20 protein-coding genes and 1 tRNA gene are annotated in these 19,934 nt (G+C 63.2%); 10 read left to right on the plus strand and 11 right to left on the minus strand.

Annotation, left to right across the window (positions count from 1 at the left end; all coding sequences use genetic code 11):
- Window positions 1–142: 142 nt before the first annotated feature.
- The 3 genes from queD to VGM61_RS11720 all read right to left on the minus strand — a co-directional run bounded on the left by queD (window position 143) and on the right by VGM61_RS11720 (window position 1,814).
- Entirely contained in the window at window positions 143–523 is a 381-nt protein-coding gene (gene queD / locus VGM61_RS11710) for a 6-carboxytetrahydropterin synthase QueD (RefSeq protein ID WP_331522998.1), read from the minus strand.
- Between the two features lie 410 nt (window positions 524–933).
- Window positions 934–1,380, minus strand: a complete 447-nt coding sequence (locus VGM61_RS11715) for an RES family NAD+ phosphorylase (protein WP_331522999.1) — start codon at window positions 1,378–1,380, stop codon at window positions 934–936.
- Window positions 1,380–1,814 carry a hypothetical protein gene (locus tag VGM61_RS11720; RefSeq protein WP_331523000.1) on the minus strand — a complete coding sequence of 145 codons (435 nt, stop codon included), beginning with the start codon at window positions 1,812–1,814 and terminating at the stop codon, window positions 1,380–1,382. Before VGM61_RS11720 ends, VGM61_RS11715 begins: the two co-directional genes overlap by 1 nt.
- A gap of 80 nt (window positions 1,815–1,894) precedes the next feature.
- Between VGM61_RS11720 and VGM61_RS19540 the strand changes: the two genes are divergently transcribed.
- Together VGM61_RS19540 and VGM61_RS11725 are read left to right on the plus strand one after the other, a co-directional pair.
- Window positions 1,895–2,206, plus strand: coding sequence for a tail fiber assembly protein (locus tag VGM61_RS19540; RefSeq protein WP_414694865.1), 312 nt, complete (start codon window positions 1,895–1,897; stop codon window positions 2,204–2,206).
- A gap of 77 nt (window positions 2,207–2,283) precedes the next feature.
- Window positions 2,284–3,393 (plus strand): acyltransferase, encoded by a 1,110-nt coding sequence (locus VGM61_RS11725; RefSeq protein ID WP_331523001.1) that lies wholly within the window; start codon window positions 2,284–2,286, stop codon window positions 3,391–3,393.
- Between the two features lie 271 nt (window positions 3,394–3,664).
- Here VGM61_RS11725 and VGM61_RS11730 read toward each other — a convergent pair.
- Window positions 3,665–3,741: transfer RNA gene (locus VGM61_RS11730), tRNA-Met, on the minus strand.
- A 159-nt stretch (window positions 3,742–3,900) separates the two neighbouring features.
- On the opposite strand from VGM61_RS11730, the gene VGM61_RS11735 reads away from it, so the two are divergent.
- The 8 genes from VGM61_RS11735 (at window position 3,901) to VGM61_RS11770 (ending at window position 8,795) form a co-directional block, all read left to right on the plus strand.
- The gene (locus VGM61_RS11735; protein WP_331523002.1) at window positions 3,901–4,410 is read left to right on the plus strand and encodes an RNA pyrophosphohydrolase; all 510 of its coding nucleotides are present in this window, start codon (window positions 3,901–3,903) and stop codon (window positions 4,408–4,410) included.
- A 65-nt stretch (window positions 4,411–4,475) separates the two neighbouring features.
- Window positions 4,476–4,679, plus strand: a complete 204-nt coding sequence (locus VGM61_RS11740; RefSeq protein WP_331523003.1) for a (2Fe-2S)-binding protein — start codon at window positions 4,476–4,478, stop codon at window positions 4,677–4,679.
- Window positions 4,680–4,802: 123 nt separating this feature from the next.
- Window positions 4,803–5,282, plus strand: coding sequence for a bacterioferritin (bfr, locus tag VGM61_RS11745; protein WP_331523004.1), 480 nt, complete (start codon window positions 4,803–4,805; stop codon window positions 5,280–5,282).
- A gap of 72 nt (window positions 5,283–5,354) precedes the next feature.
- Window positions 5,355–6,098: a DUF6776 family protein gene (locus VGM61_RS11750; protein ID WP_331523005.1), complete on the plus strand. Its 744-nt coding sequence runs from the start codon at window positions 5,355–5,357 to the stop codon at window positions 6,096–6,098.
- On the plus strand, window positions 6,085–6,516 hold the full coding sequence (locus VGM61_RS11755) for a polymer-forming cytoskeletal protein (RefSeq protein ID WP_331523006.1): 432 nt from the start codon (window positions 6,085–6,087) through the stop codon (window positions 6,514–6,516). Before VGM61_RS11750 ends, VGM61_RS11755 begins: the two co-directional genes overlap by 14 nt.
- Window positions 6,517–6,547: 31 nt before the next feature.
- Window positions 6,548–6,910 (plus strand): iron-sulfur cluster insertion protein ErpA, encoded by a 363-nt coding sequence (gene erpA / locus VGM61_RS11760; RefSeq protein ID WP_331523007.1) that lies wholly within the window; start codon window positions 6,548–6,550, stop codon window positions 6,908–6,910.
- An 11-nt stretch (window positions 6,911–6,921) separates the two neighbouring features.
- Entirely contained in the window at window positions 6,922–7,890 is a 969-nt protein-coding gene (nudC, locus tag VGM61_RS11765) for an NAD(+) diphosphatase (protein ID WP_331523008.1), read from the plus strand.
- Window positions 7,891–7,928: 38 nt separating this feature from the next.
- Complete coding sequence (locus tag VGM61_RS11770; RefSeq protein WP_331523009.1) at window positions 7,929–8,795, plus strand: beta-lactamase induction protein; 867 nt, start codon at window positions 7,929–7,931, stop codon at window positions 8,793–8,795.
- Here the strand turns inward: VGM61_RS11770 and VGM61_RS11775 are convergent.
- From VGM61_RS11775 to dprA, 7 genes are all read right to left on the minus strand, one after another.
- On the minus strand, window positions 8,792–10,756 hold the full coding sequence (locus VGM61_RS11775) for an RICIN domain-containing protein (RefSeq protein ID WP_331523010.1): 1,965 nt from the start codon (window positions 10,754–10,756) through the stop codon (window positions 8,792–8,794). The genes VGM61_RS11770 and VGM61_RS11775 overlap by 4 nt on opposite strands.
- Window positions 10,757–10,873: 117 nt before the next feature.
- Window positions 10,874–12,745, minus strand: a complete 1,872-nt coding sequence (locus tag VGM61_RS11780) for an MFS transporter (RefSeq protein WP_331523011.1) — start codon at window positions 12,743–12,745, stop codon at window positions 10,874–10,876.
- Window positions 12,746–12,776: 31 nt separating this feature from the next.
- Window positions 12,777–14,054 (minus strand): phosphoribosylamine--glycine ligase, encoded by a 1,278-nt coding sequence (gene purD, locus VGM61_RS11785; protein ID WP_331523012.1) that lies wholly within the window; start codon window positions 14,052–14,054, stop codon window positions 12,777–12,779.
- Between the two features lie 78 nt (window positions 14,055–14,132).
- A complete protein-coding gene (locus VGM61_RS11790) occupies window positions 14,133–15,500 on the minus strand; it encodes an AMP-binding protein (RefSeq protein WP_331523014.1) in 1,368 nt (455 codons plus the stop codon).
- Between the two features lie 25 nt (window positions 15,501–15,525).
- Entirely contained in the window at window positions 15,526–16,095 is a 570-nt protein-coding gene (locus tag VGM61_RS11795) for an L-threonylcarbamoyladenylate synthase (protein ID WP_331523015.1), read from the minus strand.
- Between the two features lie 3 nt (window positions 16,096–16,098).
- On the minus strand, window positions 16,099–18,633 hold the full coding sequence (locus VGM61_RS11800) for a DNA topoisomerase I (RefSeq protein ID WP_331523016.1): 2,535 nt from the start codon (window positions 18,631–18,633) through the stop codon (window positions 16,099–16,101).
- Window positions 18,634–18,726: 93 nt separating this feature from the next.
- The gene (gene dprA / locus VGM61_RS11805) at window positions 18,727–19,872 is read right to left on the minus strand and encodes a DNA-processing protein DprA (RefSeq protein ID WP_331523017.1); all 1,146 of its coding nucleotides are present in this window, start codon (window positions 19,870–19,872) and stop codon (window positions 18,727–18,729) included.
- Between the last annotated feature and the right edge of the window lie 62 nt (window positions 19,873–19,934).

The raw sequence follows: 19,934 nt of genomic DNA on the forward strand, positions 1-19,934 counted from the left end.
CCGAGTCAACGACGGGCCACGGTTTCGATCCGAGAAAGTATATCAGCGAGCGATTTGGCGTAACAAGCTACGACGCTGCGACAGGATGCCCCAGGACGTGACCGGGCACGCATCCTCAGGACATGGGCCTTATGACTATTTCCTAGTGCGACGCAGCATCCGAAGCGCGGAAAGAGGCCCCCGAGGTGCAGGTTTCGTGCACCACCACCTGGTCAAGCCCCGGCAGCGCGGGTCGCAGGCGCTGGAAGATCCATCGGGCCAGGTTCTCACTGGTGGGATTCTCCAGCCCCTCAATGTCGTTGAGATAGTGATGGTCGAGTTGGTCGTAAAGCGGCGCGAAAGCCGATTTTATGTCCGCGAAATCCATGACCCAGCCGGTGTGCGTGTCCACCGGGCCTTCCACGTGCAGTTCGACCCGGAAGGAATGGCCATGCAGGCGGGCGCACTTGTGCCCTTCGGGGACATTGGGCAGGCGGTGGGCCGCCTCGAGGGTGAATACTTTGAAGATGTGCATGGCGGACATTCTACCTGCGGCGGCCTCTCCGCCATCCCCGTCGGCTGTTTCTGACGAGTCGATTCGAGCCCCACGTACAGAAACGAAGGCGGGGCTCCTATAGGGTAGGTGTGAACAATGAAAGTTGCCGCCGCGCCTGGATTCAAATTGATGCTGGTTCCGGCCGGGGAGTGAGCACACGACAAAAAACCGCGCTAGCGCGCAGTCAGACGACTTCAGCCGACATACCACAGGTCGTTAACGGCTTGATTGCCGGACCTTTTTCCCGACCCTCCTCCGCTGGCTGGCTCCATAAAGCCGAAACCAGCCCTCCCCGAGCGCCGTTCTGCGTCGCAAGCCGGCGGAGGCAGTTCCCGATCTGGATCTGTTGTGCGCCGCCGAAGGTCAGGGCGGATGCTCTCAGGTGGCTCGAGATTCGTTCATCTGAGATATCGCTTGTCGAACCAGAACGGTTCTGGCTTCGATTCGACGAGGCAGGTAGCCCGCTGTGGATGATCGGGGTTAACCAGGTAGTTGGTGGCATCCGCGATCAGCGACGATGGCACTGGCAGAAGCAACGATGACTTCGACTTAAGCCAGCCGTCGCCGATAGCTCGCGTCGTCACGTCATTCGCCTGCCAGCCGGACGGCATGTTCGGCTGTGGATCGATGGCAGCATCGTCCAGAACCTCGATACGGATAAGTTGCAGCGTTAGCGGAATGTCCGTTAGCGGCAGACGCATATGGGCCAGGGTCTCGATCATGGCCAGCGCTGGATGTTCAGCGGTGTAAACGATGCGGCGGCCCTTGGTGTGCCATCGGCCGTCATCGTAGAGACCTCCCTCCCCAGTGAGGCCGGGGAAGGCCGAAATACGCCACAACCGCATCAATAGATACCGTTCGCGGTACGGCGTATATGCGACTCAACGATGCGCGCCCCGGCGTCTGTCGCGGCTAACGCCATGGGAGTGATCGGCGCCGATCCACGTACATACTCGGCCGGTCGCTTGAACCAATCAATGGCCATTTGGCGATCACCAAAAAGCTCCACAGCCTCCGCGTACACCCGAGCGACGCGCACAATCTTCTCAGACTCGCTTTCGTTGAAAGTTTCCTTCTTGGCCACCCGGCGCCGGATGGTGGTCTCAGGTCCAACCAGATCAATTGGAAAACTCAAGACCTTCGAGATGGCAAGGTAGTTCCTGGTCGCAATCCCCTTCGTGACGGCTTTGAATGCATCACTCTCCGAGGTGAGACGGATCCCGAGGACTTCGCCCATATAAGTGAAGATGGAAGGGGTCATTTCAGGTGTGTAGGACATAGGAGAGCCTCCGCCATGTGGCTAAACTATCCCACCATATGGCGCCGCAGGCAAGCGCGAAGCCCATTTTCGCACGCGTTATGCGGAGACGTCGTAGGATTCGAAGCGCACCGGCCAGTCATTCGGTTCCCGGACCCGGACTAGTAAGAGCTGGTTCGTTGACCTCGAACACTCCGGCTGCATGGAGCACAGAGCCACGCAATTCTGAGACTGATCCGATTGCGCTCGCGGAACTAACGCGTGCACAGTTGATCGCTGCGGCCTCACTCAGAATCACGCCTCCGCAGGATACCCTCGACCTGGACATCGGCGCGGGGGCAGGTCGACACCATCCGAGCGCGGAAGGCTCATCGTGTTGCATTAGCTCGGATGGACGTGAGCGAGTCACCTAGCAATTGGTCTGAATCACCCACCCTCCAAGATTTGTCGGTGGGATGCTCCAGGCCCGCTACCTGGCCATGGACGGCAAGTGGAAGTCATCTCGAACGCAAAGCAAGGGGCGCCTGCCGCAGGCAAAAGGCGCCTCCTTTCTATCCAGGCCCTTCGTGCAATCGCGGCGCTAACTGTGGTGTTCTCGCATTTCCGCGGGACGGAAGAGCTTGTCCTTCCCGGTCGAACCCTATTGCCGTCCTGGACGTGGGTTGGCTTTGCCGCCGTCAATCTGTTCTTCGTCATGTCGGGCTTTGTAACTGCGCTTAGTGTCCAAGCAATGCGTGGCGGTTACCGGGATGGTCTTCGATTCTTGTGGTCGCGTTGTAGCCGCATCCTTCCACCCTACTGGCTTTACACCGCTCTTCTCATAGTTCCGGCTGTTCTAGCGCCCGCAACATTCAACACGGTCGTCGACCTACCGAGGGTCCTGTCATCGGCCCTATTGTGGCCACAGGGAGAGCTGCCCATCCTGATGGTCGGCTGGACACTCGTCCATGAGGCCTATTTTTACCTGATAGCGGCCTTGGCTTTGTGGATCGTCCCTAGACGCCACCATACCTTGTGCCTCGGTGGTTGGGCCGCTGTGACCATGGCGTTGAACATATACGCGACGGATGCTTGGCCCGCGTGGCTCAACCTACTGGCGAGCCCATTCACGCTCGAATTCATTGTTGGAATCATGTTGGGCAAGTACTGGCGTTGTCTGCCTTCGTCGCTTGCCTTACCTGCAATCTGCGTCGCCGCCATCATCCTGGCAACCGCGGCGATGGGATCATCCATCCTGGATCCGAGCTACGGGCACCATCCTGGGCGCGTCGCCATACTCGGGATAGTGTCGATTCTTGTTGTTCTTTCACTCGTCCAGTTGGAGGCGAGCAGTCGAATCACCCCACCCGCCGCGCTGGTCGCGATCGGCAACTGGTCGTTCTCCATTGGCTTGTCGCACATTTTTGTGACATCAATGATGGCTCGAGTGTGGCGCCGCCTTGGGCCTGAAATGCCGCTTGCGACACAAGCCGTCTCGCTCGCGGCTTTCGTTGCAGCGAGTCTGCTGATTGGATGGGCCTCGTATCGCTACTTGGAGCAGCCGTTTGCACGTTGGTCAAAAGTAATGGCTTTCCCACGTCCTCACGTCGCCCCACGTTGAAGAAGCGCTCGGAAGCGATCCTGTACTTCAGGCGCCAGTATTTGGCGCCGGTCGGCATCACCTGCAGGTACAGGCTCTTGCCCGCCGAAAGGCGGTAAGCCTTTTCCCTGGGTTTCCCATTGCGCGCCACCACCTGCGGTACCACCCGAAAGGGCGCGTCTTGCTGGGACAGGATCGGACGTCAGGCGACCTGCAAACAACAAAAAACCGCGCAACGGCGCGGTTTCGTGATTCTTTCTGGATCCCCGTGGAATCCATCGGGAAGAAGGAATGGTGGCTAGAGGCGGGCTCGAACCGCCGACCTCAGCATTATGAGTGCCGCGCTCTAACCAGCTGAGCTACCTAGCCACATGACCCTTCGAACCCCCGCGAGCTGGACGCGAGGGCCGCGCAGTTTAATTCGTCAGGCAGGTACGGCACAAGCCTTGCCTTGCCGCAGCTTTGTGCGCTGTGGTTGAATCGACCGCGAGGCAGGCGATATGCCTACCGGGCGGCGAAGGAGGCCCGATGATCGACGCAGATGGTTACCGGCCCAATGTTGGCATTGTCCTGCTCAACCAGGATGGGCGGCTGTTTTGGGCACGCCGCGTCAACCGCGACGGCTGGCAGTTCCCGCAGGGCGGGATGCGTAGCGATGAAACGCCGCTGGAAGCGATGTATCGGGAGCTCGAGGAAGAAACCGGCCTTGCCGCGCACCACGTGGAAGTGCTGGGCGCCACCCGGGGCTGGCTGCGCTACAAGCTGCCTAACCGCTTCGTTCGCCACCACCAGCGCCCCACCTGCATCGGCCAGAAGCAGGTCTGGTTCCTGCTGCGTCTCACCGGAAGCGAAGACGCTCTGTGCCTGAACGCCTGCGAGAAGCCTGAATTCGACCAGTGGCGCTGGGTGGATTTCTGGTATCCGGCGGCCAACGTGGTGAATTTCAAGCGGGAAGTCTACGAAAGGGCCCTGCGCCAGTTCGCACCCCTGGTCGAAACCGCCTGCTGCGTCGAAATCGGCAACCTGCCCCGCTCCTGAACGTCGCACCGGGCAGTCCCCCGCGTAGTTGACAATCGTTCGCATTCGCGTTCAAATACCGCCCCATGTACATCTGCCTGTGCAACGCCGTCACCACCCACGACATCCGCCGTGAAGTCGCCGACGGCGTGCGTGGCTTTTCCGATCTGCAGGCCCGCACCGGCTGCTCGGACTGCTGTGGGTGCTGCGAATCGGAAGCCCGCAAGGTGCTGTCCCGTGCCATCGACGAACACGCCACGGCCCTGCCCGCCTTCGTCCAGGTCGCCTGACCTCGCGCTAGCACGCGCGCAAGCGCGAACCATCCCCATTTGCGTTTCTTCAAGGCGTTTTTGCCTTGGGTATAGTGGCCGCTGTCCACGCATCCGCGCACGCAGCTACCCAGGGAGACGGCCATGAAAGGCGACGCAAAGGTCATCGAGTTCCTCAACAAGGTGCTCTACAACGAACTGACCGCAATCAACCAGTATTTCCTGCACTACCGCATGTTCAAGGACTGGGGCTACAAGGAGCTGGCAGATCATGAATACAAGGAATCGATCGAGGAAATGAAGCATGCGGACAGGGTGATTGAACGCATCCTTTTCCTTGACGGGCTGCCCAACCTGCAGCGGCTGGCCAAGCTTCGCATCGGCGAGAACGCCATCGAATGCCTGCGCGGCGACCTCGAACTGGAATACGACGCCCTGAAGGACCTCCGCGAAGGCATTGCCTACAGCGAAGGCGTCCACGATTACGTCAGCCGGGACCTATTCAAGAACATCCTGGCCGAGGAAGAAGACCACATCGACTGGCTGGAAACCCAGTTCAGCCTGATGACCGACATCGGCAACGAACGCTATCTGCTGAGCAAGGTCGGCGAACTCTCCAGCTGAAGCTGCGTCACGTTTCCTTGACGCTTCGCGCGAAAGCCGGGTATACCTCGGCTTTTGCGGCAATCCCCACCCATGGCCTCCAGCCCGACACCGCGATTTGTGGTGCAGACGGTCGACGCTCGAGCCGAGCGCCGCCGCCGGGCGGTCGTGGCCGCCGGGCTGGCAGGCTGCCTGGTGGCCGGCCTGGTGATCGGCTGGCTGGCTGGGCACTCAGGGGCCGTCCCGGGGGTCGTCGGCGACCATGGCGCAGCAAAGCAACTGGCAGCGGACAACGAGACGCTCCGGCAGCAGGTGGCCAACCTCACCCGTGACAACCAGGTGGGGGCGGTGGCGGCGAACGAGCTCAAGCACACCCTCGCCGAGCGCGAAGAGCAGCTCAACGGCCTGCGCAACGACCTTGGTTTCTATTCGCGGCTGGTCGGCGGCGGCGACCAACGGCAAGAACTTACCGTGCAGGATGCCCGTGTTTCGCCAATTGCGGGCAGCCACGCATGGAACCTCACCGTAACCCTTACCCAGAATGCACGCCGCGGCGCGGACACCAAAGGCCACATCACCCTTGCCGTGGAAGGCCTGCGCGGTGAAAAACTCGTCGTGCTCGACGCCAAAGACCTCGGTGGAGCTGTCCAGGCGGGAGGCCTGGACTTCTCCTTCCGCTATTTCCAGCAGTTACACACCACCCTGGCCCTACCCGCCGATTTCCGCCCGACGCGCCTTCGCATCGGCGTGGATGCCGACGGCAGCGACGCGGCAACCCGCACCGTCGCCTGGGCCGACGCCAGCCAGACTTCGGGGGACAACCATGTTCAACCATAGCAAGCCCACCAAGGGCGCCGCGCCGTCACAGCGCGCGCCGGAAACCAGCCTCATTGCCAGTGGTACGGCCATCACCGGCAATGTCCGCTTCAGCGGGGCGTTGCATCTGGACGGCAGTATCGATGGCTCGATCCAGGCGGAGCCTGACAGCCAGGCCGTCTTCACCCTGAGCGAGCACGGTCGCGTGACCGGTGAGATCCGGGTCCCGCATGCGGTGATCAACGGCGTGGTCAAGGGCGATATCCATGCCGGGGAACGGCTGGAACTGGCCCCGCAGGCGCGCGTGGAGGGCAACGTCCACTACAGCGTGCTGGAGATGGCCGCCGGTGCCCAGGTGAACGGCAAGATGAGCCATGCCGGCGTCGGCGGTCCGCAGCGCCAGCTGGCGGCTCCCGAGGAAGAGCCCCAGGAGGCTTGACCTGCGCGGTTTCGCCGCCATCATGGAAGGCATGGAAACCCTCGCCCCCGACTACCGCGCCGCCGAAGCTCCTCTGGTATTCACCGAGGCGGCCGCGAAGAAAGTACACGAGCTGATCGTCGAGGAAGGAAACCCCGGCCTGAAGCTGCGCGTATACATCAGCGGCGGCGGCTGCTCGGGCTTCCAGTACGGCTTCACCTTCGACGAGGAAAAGGCCGAGGACGACCTCTCGATCGACCGTGACGGCGTCACCCTGGTGGTCGATCCGTTGTCGTTGCAGTACCTCACCGGTGCCGAGATCGACTACGCCGAATCGTTCAGCGGTTCGCAGTTCGTCATCCGCAACCCGAACGCCCGCAGCACCTGCGGCTGCGGTTCCTCGTTCTCTACCTGAGCCCGGCATCGATGCAGGCAGCGGCGCGGGGGCGCGAGGGGCAGGCCAACACATTCGCCGGAACCATCCTTGACCGCGTGTCCGAACATCGCGACGACCCGGCCTGGGTGGCGGCAAGGCTGACTGAATCCGGCACCCGCTTCATCGTGGTGGGGCCGTCGGGCGAAACGCTGAAAGTTGCCAACGGCGACGCGCCGCTGTGGCTGGACAACACCATGCGGCACCAGCACCTGGCGCAATTGACGCCGACGTTGCTGGGTGTGGCCGATGGCCGGGCCTATTTCATGCTGGTGGCCGACGCCGAACTGATGAAGATGCTCGCCGACCATGCTGAAACCACATCCGTGGACTTGCGGCGTGCCGGTCTGAGCTTCAATCCCTTCGACGCCGGCCTCTTCGCCTATGCGAAAGGTCTGGCCCATTGGCAAAACGAGACCCGCCACTGCGCCTACTGCGGCGCGCCGGGGGTGCTGGTGGCCTCGGGCCATCGTGTGCGTTGCACCAACGAAGCCTGCGGCCGCCTGCATTTTCCGCGCACCGATGCCGCGATCATCGTGATCGTGGAGCACGAGGGCGCCTGCCTGCTAGGGCGCCAGCGCACCTGGCCGCCAGGACGGTTCTCCACCCTGGCCGGCTTCATCGAGCCGGGTGAATCACTCGAAGACGCGGTGCGTCGCGAAGTAGCCGAAGAGGCGGGAGTGGAGGTGCTGGACGTGCATTACCACTCCTCCCAGCCCTGGCCGATGCCGGCATCACTGATGGTGGGCTTCACCGCCTTCGCGCGTTCGCGCGACATCCGCTACCGTGACCAGGAACTGGAAGAAGCCCGCTGGTTCACGCCGGAGGACATCCGCCAGGGCATCGCTGACGGCAGCCTGCTGGTGTCGCCTTCGGTATCGGTGTCCTATCGCCTGCTCGAACACTGGCTGGCCGACCGCGGCTACGACCTCGGCGCCATGGTCGCGGCCGGCACGCGCTGACTGGCACAATGGGCCAACACTAAGCCCGACGACACGCCATGGCCTTACGCCTCTTCGCCATCCTGATCGCCCTGTTGCTCTGCCACCTGTTGCCGCAACTGGCGCGGTGGCGTGACGAGCGGTGGTTCCGTGCCTGGGCCGAAAAGCTTTCCGACAGCTCCGGCGCCGGCCGCGTGGCCATCGTGCTGCTGGCCCCGACGATGGCCGTGGCGATCCTGGCCGGGTTACTGGCCACCACGCGATTCCTCGACGTACTGTGGCTACTGCTGGCCGTAGCGTCACTATGTTTTGCCCTCGGGCCCGGTGACCTTGACCGTGACATTGACGCGGCCTTGCAGACGGCGGACCCGCGCGAACGCGATGCCGCCATCTCGCGCCTTTCCACCAATGGCGAGCCCGTCGCCTGGTCAGCAGGTCCCGTGGTGGAAGCGACCTTCTTCGCGGCCCTGCGCCGCCGCTTTGGCGTGCTGTTCTGGTTCGTGCTGCTTGGGCCTGCCGGCGCGGTGCTTTACCGGCTGGCGCAGGCGCTCAGTTTCGACGGACTCATCGATATCGACGCGCGCACGCGTGCCGCCGCACGCCGCTTCGCCGAGGCCCTCGACTGGCTACCGGCCCACCTGATGGTATTCGCCATGGCGCTGGTGTCGGACTTCGACGCCGTGATCGGTGCCTGGCGCCGCTGGCATGCATCGGCCGAACATGCCCGCGGCCAGCTCGATCCCTCGTTCCTGGGCGCCGTGGCCCATGCCGGCGTAGACGCCGACATCCAGGCCGGCGACGGTGATGCCCAGGATGTCAGCGATACGCTTGAGGAATTGCGCGACGCCAAGCGAGTGACACATCGAGTGCTGGCCGTATGGCTGGCGTTGATCGCCGTATTGGTGCTGGCCGGCTGGGCAGCTTAGCGGGCCAGGCCCTGGCGCAGCACGACCATCCTCCACACCTGGTCCGAGGTCACTGCATTGAACCGAAGCCAATCTTCGGGGATGGGAGGCTGGACGGCGGCAAATGAAGGGATGATCGTTCCCTTGGTGGGAGCCGACGGATAGGTCGACCAGGGAATCAACAAGCTGTGGTTCGGATTGGTCGGAAGAGCCTGGTAACGCGAGGAGTCGTCGATCCGCACCCGGGGCACGTTGCCATCGTCAAGATGCAGCCGCCAGTCCTGCGATGCGCCATCGTAGAGCGTATAAAGGCGATCGGCACGCCATTCCCATCGCTGCGAATTTCTCAGACTGCAGGTGTCAAGCACAACATGGCTACCGCTTATCGGCGCGTTTGCGTCGGGAAGCATGGTCAGACACATGCCGCTTCCCCGGTTGAAATAGCGCCCTTCCTCGTCAAGTTGCCATTGGGCGTCTTTGGCGTCCTCCCATGACGGATGTGATGTTGCCGGACATGTCCGCATGATCGCCTCCTGACGATCACGCCACAGGCATAGACCATCGCCTTTCTGTGCCTGCAGGAAGACGGTGGTAATGCGAGTAAGGTATGGCGAATCCGCGCGCACCATCAGGCCAACGGTTGCCTGGGGCCTGGGATCTGGCAGATTTTTATCTACCGCAGAGCCATTGAAGGACGCATTGGTTATCTTCGCACTCGCTTGCAGGATAATATTGCCTGCGTACCGGCCGTCGATTTCCCAACTGGCGAAACCCTCCGGCGAAGCACTGCGCATCATCGGCGTTACACGCTTCTCGGAAACCGGCTTGCCAAAATATCTGGCATCGGACGCGATGAGTGGCGCAAGTTCGAACGTCCATCCAGCTTTATAAAAATTGGAGCCTGGATTCTCGGCGCGGGACGCCACGAAATAGTCGCGAACGGTGAACGCCACGGACTTCGTGTCCGTGTATTCTTTCCCGAAAGTAAAACCATATCTTGTCTTGGCCGATGCCTCGGGCACAGCGCCCTGGAGCCCGCCGCTTATTTCGCTGGAGATATTGAAACCGTAGGATGTTTTCGTTTCGTTGGACTCGGAGAAGGCGATATCTGTCCTGGGGTCGCTGCCTGGATACTGGCTGCTGAGTCGTGCCTCAAAGGCCGGCGTGCCAGTTCCATCCAGGACGACCTTTGTTTCAATCTCATATTTATAGGGCACGATGAGACTGCCGCCCGACATGCCGTTATGGGCAGGTTTGAGGTTGTAGTTTGAGCGGGTGTTGATCCGCAGGACATCCTTGCTCCGGCTTGAGTCACGCACGACGGTGGCTGCCAGCGTGCTCGACGCCCCCGGTATACTCACTGCGTACTCCGTGTCGACCACTTCGATCCGCGGAAGCGCCACAGGCTCGCCGTCGTCGGTACTCGCTTTGGGAGTTGCGTGCGACAGGGTTATCGCACGATCGACGTCCGCGACGAGTTGGCCCATGGCTAGCGAAAGGTCTCCCGTGGCCCGGTACGGGGCGTCAATGGCATATACACGCAATCCTCCGCCCGCACCGGCCTGGTAGACCGCTACTTCTGCGGGTGACGCGGCGCCAAAGATGCTGTGGATGGCACCGTCGATTCGCTGGGTTTCTCCCGCGCGTATCACCAATACTGGTTGGCCGTCGGCGAACATCCGATTGACGCGAGCGGCAATAGCTGGATCGGCCAATGCCGCACCCCAAACCCAGCCAACCCCTACCGTTGTATCGGCCCCCTTCAGTGCTTGGGGAGCTAGCGCCCCTGCCACGAGACGGCGACTGGCGCTAGCGACACCCTGATCGAAAATATCTTGCAGCTGATTGATCGGAAAGGTGCCGACCTGATCGTGGACACCTACTGACATGACTTCGCCACCCAATCGAAGCTCATGCCCTATCACCTCGCCTGCGCAACCTGCTATCGCCAAAAACAGCGCGGTTTTTCTGATATGTGTCATACATGCACCATGCGTCTTGTAAGAAAGACGCATGGTGTCGTAGGAGTATGTATGGCGAAATCAGGGAAACCTGACGCTTATGTCAGCGTTGGGATGAGTCTGGTGAGGGTCCAATCCTCAGGCGCAATTACCACGTAGGGCACTCACGCAACTCCGCAAGAGTTGTGCGTCGACCATGGTTCTCTCGGGCACCCCAGCGACCAGCTCGATGCGCGACATGAAGCGTCGCGGCAAGCGCATGCGCTTCATCGCTGAATCGCGCCGGCTAAAGAAACTTCCCCACATGCCGCGCAATGCCAATGGCACGACCGGCACCGGACGTCGGGCCAGGATCGTTTCCACACCCGGGCGGAATGGCGCGATGTCGCCGTCGCGCGTGATTGCGCCTTCCGGGAAAATACATACCACTTCGCCATCGGCCAGGGCCTGGTCGACCGTGTCGAACGCCTTGTTCATCAAGTCGAGGTTTTCGTTGCGGCCGGCGATGGGAATGGCCCTGGCCGTACGAAAGATGAAACTCAGGCCCGGGATATTGAAGATCCTGTAGTACATGACGAAACGCACCGGACGGCGCACCCCGGCCATGATCACCAGCGGGTCAAGGAAGCTCACGTGGTTGCATACCAGGAGCACCGGGCCTTCATCGGGGATGTTCTCAAGGCCTTCCGCTTTCACCCGGTACATCGCATGCACCACCGCCCACGTCATGAAGCGCATGATGAACTCGGGGACCAGGGTGAAAATATAAATCGCCACGAACGCGTTCAACACCGCCGTGACCAGGAATATCTGCGGCACCGAAAGCCCAAGCATGCCTAGCCCGAGGCCGAAGCCCGAGGCCACGCAGATGAAGATGGCGTTGATGATGTTGGTGCCGGCGATCACCCGCGAAAGCCGGTCGCGCGGTGTGCGTGACTGCACGAAGGCAAACAGCGGCACCACGAAGAAGCCGGCGAACACGCCGATCAAGGTGAGGTCCAGCGCCACATGCCAGGCACCGGCGGTCTGCAGGAAGCCGTGCCAGTCCAGGCCCGGAACCGGCGACACGCCCGGTCGCGAGAAATACAGGTCGATACCGAAGGCCGTAAGTCCAAAGGCGCCCATCGGCACCAGACCCACTTCCACCCGCTTGCCGGAAAGCTTCTCGCACAACAGCGAACCGATGCCCGTGCCCAGCGAGAACAGGGTGAGCACCAACGTGTTCACCGACCCATCGCCACCAAGGTTCACCCGCGTGTACACAGGCAGCTGCGCTATCATCACGGTGCCGAAGAACCAGAACCAGGAAATGCCAAGGATGGCGTTGAAAACAGCCTTGTCGGTCCGCGCGATACGCAGCACGCGGCCGGTTTCGGTGAAGGTGTTGAAATTCACCTTCAGGTCCGGTGCGGCGGCCGGCGCAAGCGGAATCCACCGGCTGGCCAGGTAGCCGGCCACTGCCACGCCGATGGTCGCCGCCGATGCCGCGGTAGGGCCGTAACCTTCGATCAGCATCAGGGCATTGCCGATGATCATGCCGATCAGCATGGCCATCTGCGTACCCATCTCCACCAGGCCGTTGCCGCCGACGAGTTCCGCAGGCTTAAGCGCCTGGGGCAGGATCGAATACTTGATCGGCCCGAACATGGTCGAGTGCATGCCCATCAGGAACAGCACCACCAGCAGCAGGGCAACGTGGTGGGTGTGGAAGCCGATCGCCGCCACAACCATGGCTGCGATCTCGAACAGTTTTACATAGCGGATGATCCGCGACTTCTCGTATTTCTCGGCGATCTGCCCCGCCGTGGCGGAGAACAAGAAGAACGGCAGGATGAACAACGCCGGTGCCAGGTTGGTGTACAGCGCCGCCATGTCGTTACCCAGCGACATCTGGAATACCACCAACATGACCAGTGCGTTACGGAAGGCGTTGTCGTTGAAGGCACCCAGCGCCTGCGTCCAGAAAAACGGCGCGAAGCGGCGGCTGCCCAGTAGGCTGAACTGGCTCATGCGTAATCCGGTGGCGTTCCCGCCGGAGAGCTTACTTCAAAGCACGATGGGCAATGTCTTGGCGGAATTGCCGCCCCTGGAAGGCGATGCCGTCGATGGCGCTATAGGCCGTGTCACGGGCGTGGGCCAGCGTGTCGCCCAGCGCGCAGACGGTCAGTACGCGCCCGCCGGCAGTAATCACCCGCCCCTGTGCGTCGATGCCGGTTCCTGCATGGAACACTTTCACATCCGGCCCGAACGATGCGTCGTGACCTGAGATCACATCGCCTGAATGCACCTGGCCGGGATAACCGTCCGCGGCCAGTACCACGCCGATCGACGGGCGCTCGTCCCAGTCGGCCACGACCTGATCCAGCTTGCCATCGAGCGCGGCGTCGACCAGGTTCACCAGATCCGACTTCAACCGCAGCATGATCGGCTGCGTTTCCGGGTCACCGAAGCGCACATTGAATTCGATCACTTTCGGCGCGCCCTGTGCGTCGATCATCAAGCCAGCGTAGAGGAACCCGACAAAGGTGGCGCCATCGGCCTCCATCCCGCGCAAGGTGGGTTCGATCACCTCGCGCATAACGCGATCCTGCACCGCTTGCGTTACCACCGGTGCAGGGGAATAGGCACCCATGCCGCCAGTGTTGGGGCCTTCGTCACCATCGTCGCGGCGTTTGTGGTCCTGGCTGCTGGCCATCGGCAAGGCATGCCTGCCATCGCTCATGACGATGAAACTGGCTTCCTCGCCTTCGAGGAATTCCTCGATCACCACACTCGAAGACGCATCGCCAAAGACCTTCTCGCCCAGCATGTCATGCAGGGCCGCTTCAGCCTCGGCAAGTGTCATGGCCACCACCACGCCCTTGCCCGCCGCCAGCCCGTCGGCCTTGATCACAATGGGCGCGCCCCTCCCACGCACGTAGGCAAGGGCCGGCTCAAGCTCGGTATGCACGGCATAGTGCGCCGTAGGGATGCTGTTCCGCTCCAGGAAGGCCTTGGCATAGGCCTTGGAACCTTCAAGCTGCGCCGCCTTCGCCGAGGGACCAAAACAGCGCAGCCCCGCCGCGCCAAACGCATCGACGAGGCCCGCCACCAGCGGCACTTCGGGGCCAACGATGGTGAGCTCCACGCCCTCGGCGCGGGCCAGGACCAGCAGGCCATCGATGTCGTTCACGGCGACCGCCGCATTGCGCAGGTGCTTTTCCCGCGCCGTGCCGGCATTGCCTGGCGCGACGATCACTTCCTCGACCCGCGGCGACTGGGCAAGCTTCCACGCCAGCGCATGCTCGCGACCGCCGCTACCGATGACGAGGACTTTCATGCACCACTCCCAGGGACGTGCCAACGCAAAGGGGCGCATTGTAGCCGACCGCGTGTCAGGGCCGCCGATCCCGGGCAACTAACCGTGCCGGTGGACCATTTCCAGCAACACCGCACGAGGCAGCTTGCCGGTCTCGTTGCGCGGGAGCGCATCAACGAGCCGCAGCGGCCTGGGCAGGAACACCGGGTCCATCGACTTGCGCAGTTCATCGAAGATGGCGTGCTCGTCCATGCCCGGCGCCACGGCCAGGGCGGCGATGCGCCGGACACCGATCGGGTCGGCGTCGTCAAGCTGGAACACCACGCCGTCGTGCACGCCGTTGACGGCCAGAAGGCGACGGGTGAGGTCGGCCAGCGACGCGCGCTTGCCGGCGATCTCCAGCACGTCGGCATTGCGGCCGCACAGACGGAAACGGCGGCCACCATCGTGCAGCGTGACCAGATCGGCCAGCGCTATCGGCGCGTCCAACTGCGGCGCATCCACCAGCGTGCCGTCTGGCTGCGGGTGCAGGACCACATCGGCGTAGAGTTTCCAATCTTCATCCTGCGACGTGCGCCGACTGGCGAACACACAGGTTTCGGTCGAACCGAACACCTCGTGGAGCGGCGCACCGAAACGTGCCTCGGCGGCGCGGGCAAGTTCCAGTGGCATCGGCGCGGTGGCGGAGACGAATGCCGATACGCCGGGAAGGTCGACATCGGCCTCGACCAGGGCGCGAAGGTGCACGGGCGTGGTCACCAGGACACGCGGGCCGGGCACGCTTTCAAGCGCGGCGGCCACGTCGCCGGCGAAGAACGGCCGACCGGCGTGCACGGCCACGTTACCCAGCAGAGGCATCACCACCGACATCTCCATGCCGTACATGTGCTGCGGCGGCACCGTGGCGACGATGGTGAAGGGCGTGCCTACATCAGCTTCAAGCAGTGCATGATTCCCCGCGTTACTGCATGCGAAGGAACCCCAGGTCTTGGGGTTGGCCTTGGGCGTGCCTGTGGAACCGGATGTGTAACCGATGGCTACCAGTTGATCGGCACGAATGTGCGGCCATGCATCGACCGGTCGAATGTCCGGATCGAAGACGGGCATCTGTACGTAGCCCCGGGGCGACGGATCGAGTGCGGCATCCCCGATCGCGTAAGAGCCTGCATGCGTGGCCATCACTTCATCGATGGCGCGCGGCGCGCGCGAGGGCGGCAGCAGGTTGACCTGGCCGCGCACGGCCAGCGCACAGAAGGCCACAAGGAAGGCATAGCGATCCTCGCATAGGTTCACCGCGCTGTCGGACTCCGGTAGCAAGGTGGCGACCATCGCCACATGCGCAACGAAAGTAGCCGCGGAAATCGCCTTGCCGCCCAGCCAGGCGAGCACGCGATGGGGATCGTCGGCCACAACAAGGGGCAGGCGGCGCGACGCATCACCGCTGGCAAGGTCAATCACGCTCGACAAGCGGTTCTCCGGTACGCAGTCCTGATCATGGGCGGATGATAGCGCCCGTCAGCGCGTCGCGGATCGGCGTGGGACGGTCAAGGCCGCCCAGGGGAGCATCCAGGATGCCGTCCAGGCCGACGTCGAAGGCTTGCTCCAGCTCGCTCGTGCCCAGTGCCGCCGGCTGCCCATGGACGTTGGCGCTGGTGGACACCAGCGCGCCGCCGAAGGCGCGGCACAGTGCCGCCGCCGGTTCATGCGCCGTGACACGCAAGGCGATGCCAGGGTGGGTACCTGCGATCCAGGCGGGAACCGTTTTCGCCCGGGGAAACACCCAGGTGTGCGGTCCTGGCCATGTGGCCCATGCCTGGTCGAGCACGGGCAGCGGTACGGCTTCGAGATCGATATAGGGTTCGACCTGGGAAAAATCCGACGCGATCAGCAACACGCCCATGCCCGCGGGCCGCTGCTTCAGTTCGAAGATCCGGGCGAACGCCGCTTCGTTTCGTGGATCACAGCCGAGGCCGAACACAGCCTCGGTGGGGTAAGCCAGCACCCCGCCCTCGCGCAGCAGTTGGCCGGCCTGGTCGACGGTGGCAAGGTCGAAGCGCCGCATGGCCTAAGCCTCGGTGGAGGCGGCCTTCTTTACCGCGGCTTTCTTGGTTGCCGCCTTCGTGGCAGTACCGGGGGCCTTCTTCACGGCCTTCTTGGTGGCCTTTTTTGCAGTCTTCTTCGCCGCCTTGCTGGCCACCTTCTTCACCGCGGCTTTCTTCGCCGGTGCGCCGCCATCTGCAGCAGCCTTTTTGGTAGCCGCTTTTTTTGTGGCCGCTTTCTTGGTTGCCGTCTTCTTCGCAGCCTTCCCTCCGCGTGGCTTCTTCACCGGTGCGGCCGCCAGCAACGCGATGCATTCCTCCAGGGTGAGCTCCATCGGCTCCTTGTCCTTGGGGATGCGGGCGTTCTTCTCGCCATCGCTGATGTACTGGCCATAGCGGCCGTTGAGGATCTGGATGCCGTTGCCGAAATCCTTGGCAATGCGGTTCGCGATGGCTTCGAGCTTCTCCTGCACCAGTTGCTCGGCGCGGGGCAGTTCAATGGTGTACGGGTCGTCTTCGGGCTTGAGCGAGGCGTAGATGCTGCCCTGCTTCACGAACGGCCCGAAGCGGCCGATGCCGACGGTGACCTCTTCGCCCGCGGCTGACTGGCCCAGGTTGCGCGGCAGCTTGAACAACTCGATCGCCTCGGGAAGGGAGATCGTGTGCATGCTCTGGCCCGGACGCAGGCTGGCGTAAGTGGGTTTGTCCTCGTCGTCCTTGCTACCGATCTGCGCGTAGGCGCCGTACCGACCCAGGCGTACCGATACGGGCTTGCCGGATTTCGGATCGGCGCCCAGTTCACGCGCGCCGGTAGCCTCGTTGCGATCGACGGTTTCAGTCTTGTCGTCTACCAGCGCCTTGAACGGCTGCCAGAAGCGCTCGAGCAGCGGCACCCAGGCTTCCTCGCCGCGGCTGACGGCGTCGAGCTCGTCTTCGAGCTTGGCGGTGAAGTCGTAGTCCACATACTGCTTGAAGTGACCGGAGAGGAAGTTGCTGACTGCGCGGCCGACGTCGGTGGGCTTGAAGCGACGGCTATCCAGCAGCACGTACTCGCGGCCCAGCAGCGTCTGGATAATGCTGGCGTAGGTGGACGGCCGGCCGATGCCGTATTCCTCCAGCGTCTTGACCAGGCTTGCCTCGGAGAAGCGCGGCGGCGGCTCGGTGAAGTGCTGGTCGGCCAGGATGTCGGTAAGGGACACCACGTCGCCCTTCTCAAGGCGCGGCAGGCGGCGTTGTTCGTCGTCGTCCTCGTTTTTCTGGTCGCGGCCTTCCTCGTATACGGCCAGGAAGCCAGGATCGACGATGGTGGTACCGGTGGCGCGGAAGCTGGAGTCGCGCAGCGCGAATTCCACCGACACGGTGTTCATGGTGGCGTGGATCATCTGGCAAGCCACGGTGCGCTTCCAGATCAACTCGTAGAGCTTGCGCTGGTCGTCGCTCAGGAAACTTGCGATGCTGCGCGGCGTAAGCATGGCGGAGGTGGGGCGCACCGCTTCATGCGCTTCCTGCGCGTTCTTGGATTTGTTGCGGTAAACCTGCGGCTCGTCCGGCAACGCCTTGGCGCCGTAGTCGCGCTGGATCAACTCGCGAAGCTCGACGAGCGCATCGTTGGAGAGCGCCGTGGCGTCGGTACGCATGTAGGTGATCAGGCCGACATTGCCCTCGGCGCCCAGTGATACGCCTTCGTACAACCCCTGGGCCACGCGCATGGTACGGCTGGTGGAGAACCCAAGTTTGCGCGCGGCTTCCTGCTGCAAGGTAGACGTGGTGAACGGCGGTGCCGGCCGTCGCTTGCGTTCGCGGGAGGTGACTTCGCTGACAGTGAGCCGGCCCTTGGCCGCGTCCACCAGGTGTTCGCGCGCAGCGGTGGCATCGGCCTCGTTGGTAAGGTCGAACTGCTCGAACTTCTTGCCGCGAAGCTGGGTAAGCCGCGCGGTGAAGCCGCCCTCTGCATGGGCGAGATCGGCGGTGATCGACCAGTATTCGCGGGCCTTGAAAGCCTCGATCTCTTCCTCTCGCTCCACGATCATGCGCAACGCCGGCGACTGCACGCGGCCAGCGGAAAGGCCACGCTGCACCTTGCGCCACAGTACCGGCGACAGGTTGAAGCCGACGAGGTAATCCAGCGCACGGCGCGCCTGCTGCGCATCGACCAGGTCGTGCGAGAGGCGGCGTGGCGAGGCTACGGCCTCCTTGATCGCACGCGGGGTAATCTCGCTGAAGACCACGCGATGCATTTCCTTGCCTTCGGAAAGTCCGCGCTCTCGCAGGATCTCGCTGATGTGCCAGGAGATCGCCTCGCCTTCGCGATCCAAGTCGGTCGCAAGGTAGATGGCGTCGGCAACCTTCGCCGCCTTGGCGATGGCGTCGACGTGTTTCTCGTTGCGCTCGATCACCTCGTAGGCCATGGCGAAGCCGCGGGCCGGATCGACTGCACCCTCTTTGGGCCGCAGGTCGCGCACATGGCCGTACGAGGCCAGGACGTGGAAATCCTTGCCGAGGTACTTGTTGATCGTCTTGGCCTTGGCGGGCGATTCGACGATGAGGAGGTTCTTGGCCATTGACTTGCGATCCTGATGCAGCGTATTCGCGTGGGCGCATGCCCATGCACATATGTCTAGTTGGAAGCACACAGTTACCGAACGTGTCAAGCCTTATCGTGATGGCAGGCGCTGGTAGCGGTTGCCGGGCAAGGTGGCGACGACGTCCTCCAGCTCAAGCATCAGCAGCATCGAGGCAAGAGATGTCACTGGCAGTGACGTTCGCGTGACCAGGTCGTCCAGGGGCACCGGATCATCGCCCATCGCATCGAGCAGGCGCCGGTAATCGGGGTCATCTCGCCAGCCCGGCGGGGACTTGCCGCGGGGTGCGGGGGCCTCGGTGCCGCCCAGGCGGGCGGCCAGCTCCCGACCCAGCTCAACGGCCGCCGGGGCCAGTACCCGGACCACGTCGTCGGCCCGCTGCACCAGCCGGGCGCCATCGGCGATCAGCTGGTGGCAACCCTCGGCCAGCGGATTGTGGATGGATCCGGGCAGGGCAAAAACCTCGCGACCCTGTTCGGCGGCGAAGCGGGCGGTGATCAGGGAGCCGGACTTTTCCCCGGCTTCGATCACCAGGGTACCCAGCGACAGCCCGGCAATGATCCGGTTGCGCCGGGGGAAGTGGTCCGGACGCGCCGACGTGCCGGGGGGAAATTCGGTGACCATGGCGCCCTGCTCCACGATCGCCCGTGCCAGCGCCAGGTGCTTGCGGGGATAGACGCGGTCCGGTCCGGTGCCGACGACGGCAACCGTCGGTCCACCGGCTTCCAGGGCCGCCATGTGGGCGGCGCCGTCGACCCCGTCGGCCAGGCCGCTGGTGACCACCAGTCCCGCGTTGGTGAGGTCGCGGGCAAAGGCTCGGGCATTGGCAAGCCCTACGGGCCCTGCGCTGCGCGAACCGATGACCGCCACCTGGGGCCTGAGCAGCAACGAGGCATCGCCGGCCACCCACAGGGCGACCGGGGCCGAAGTGATGGTCTCCAGCTGGGGCGGGAAATCTTCGTCGGTGCAACGGAGCAGCCGGTTTCCGGGCTCGGCCATCCAGGCAAGGTCGGCCTCGATCCGTGCCGCGTCCGGGGCGGCAAGCCACGCCACACCCGCCTCGGACAGGCGATAAGCCTCCGGGCGCCGCGCCAGGCGGTCAAGCGCCGACGTGGCACTACGCCCGGCATCCACCAGCAACTGGCGAAGACGGGAAGCGGAGAGGCCCGGCGTGCGCAAAAGCATCACCCAGGCACGATCATTGTCGAGATTGGCCATCGGCTTGAGTCTAGAAAAAAAACGGCGCGGCCAGGGCCGCGCCGTCGTGTCAGCCTTGGCGG

Origin of the sequence: Pinirhizobacter sp., from assembly GCF_036499745.1 — a bacterium.
Classification (GTDB): Bacteria; Pseudomonadota; Gammaproteobacteria; order Xanthomonadales; family Rhodanobacteraceae; genus Pinirhizobacter.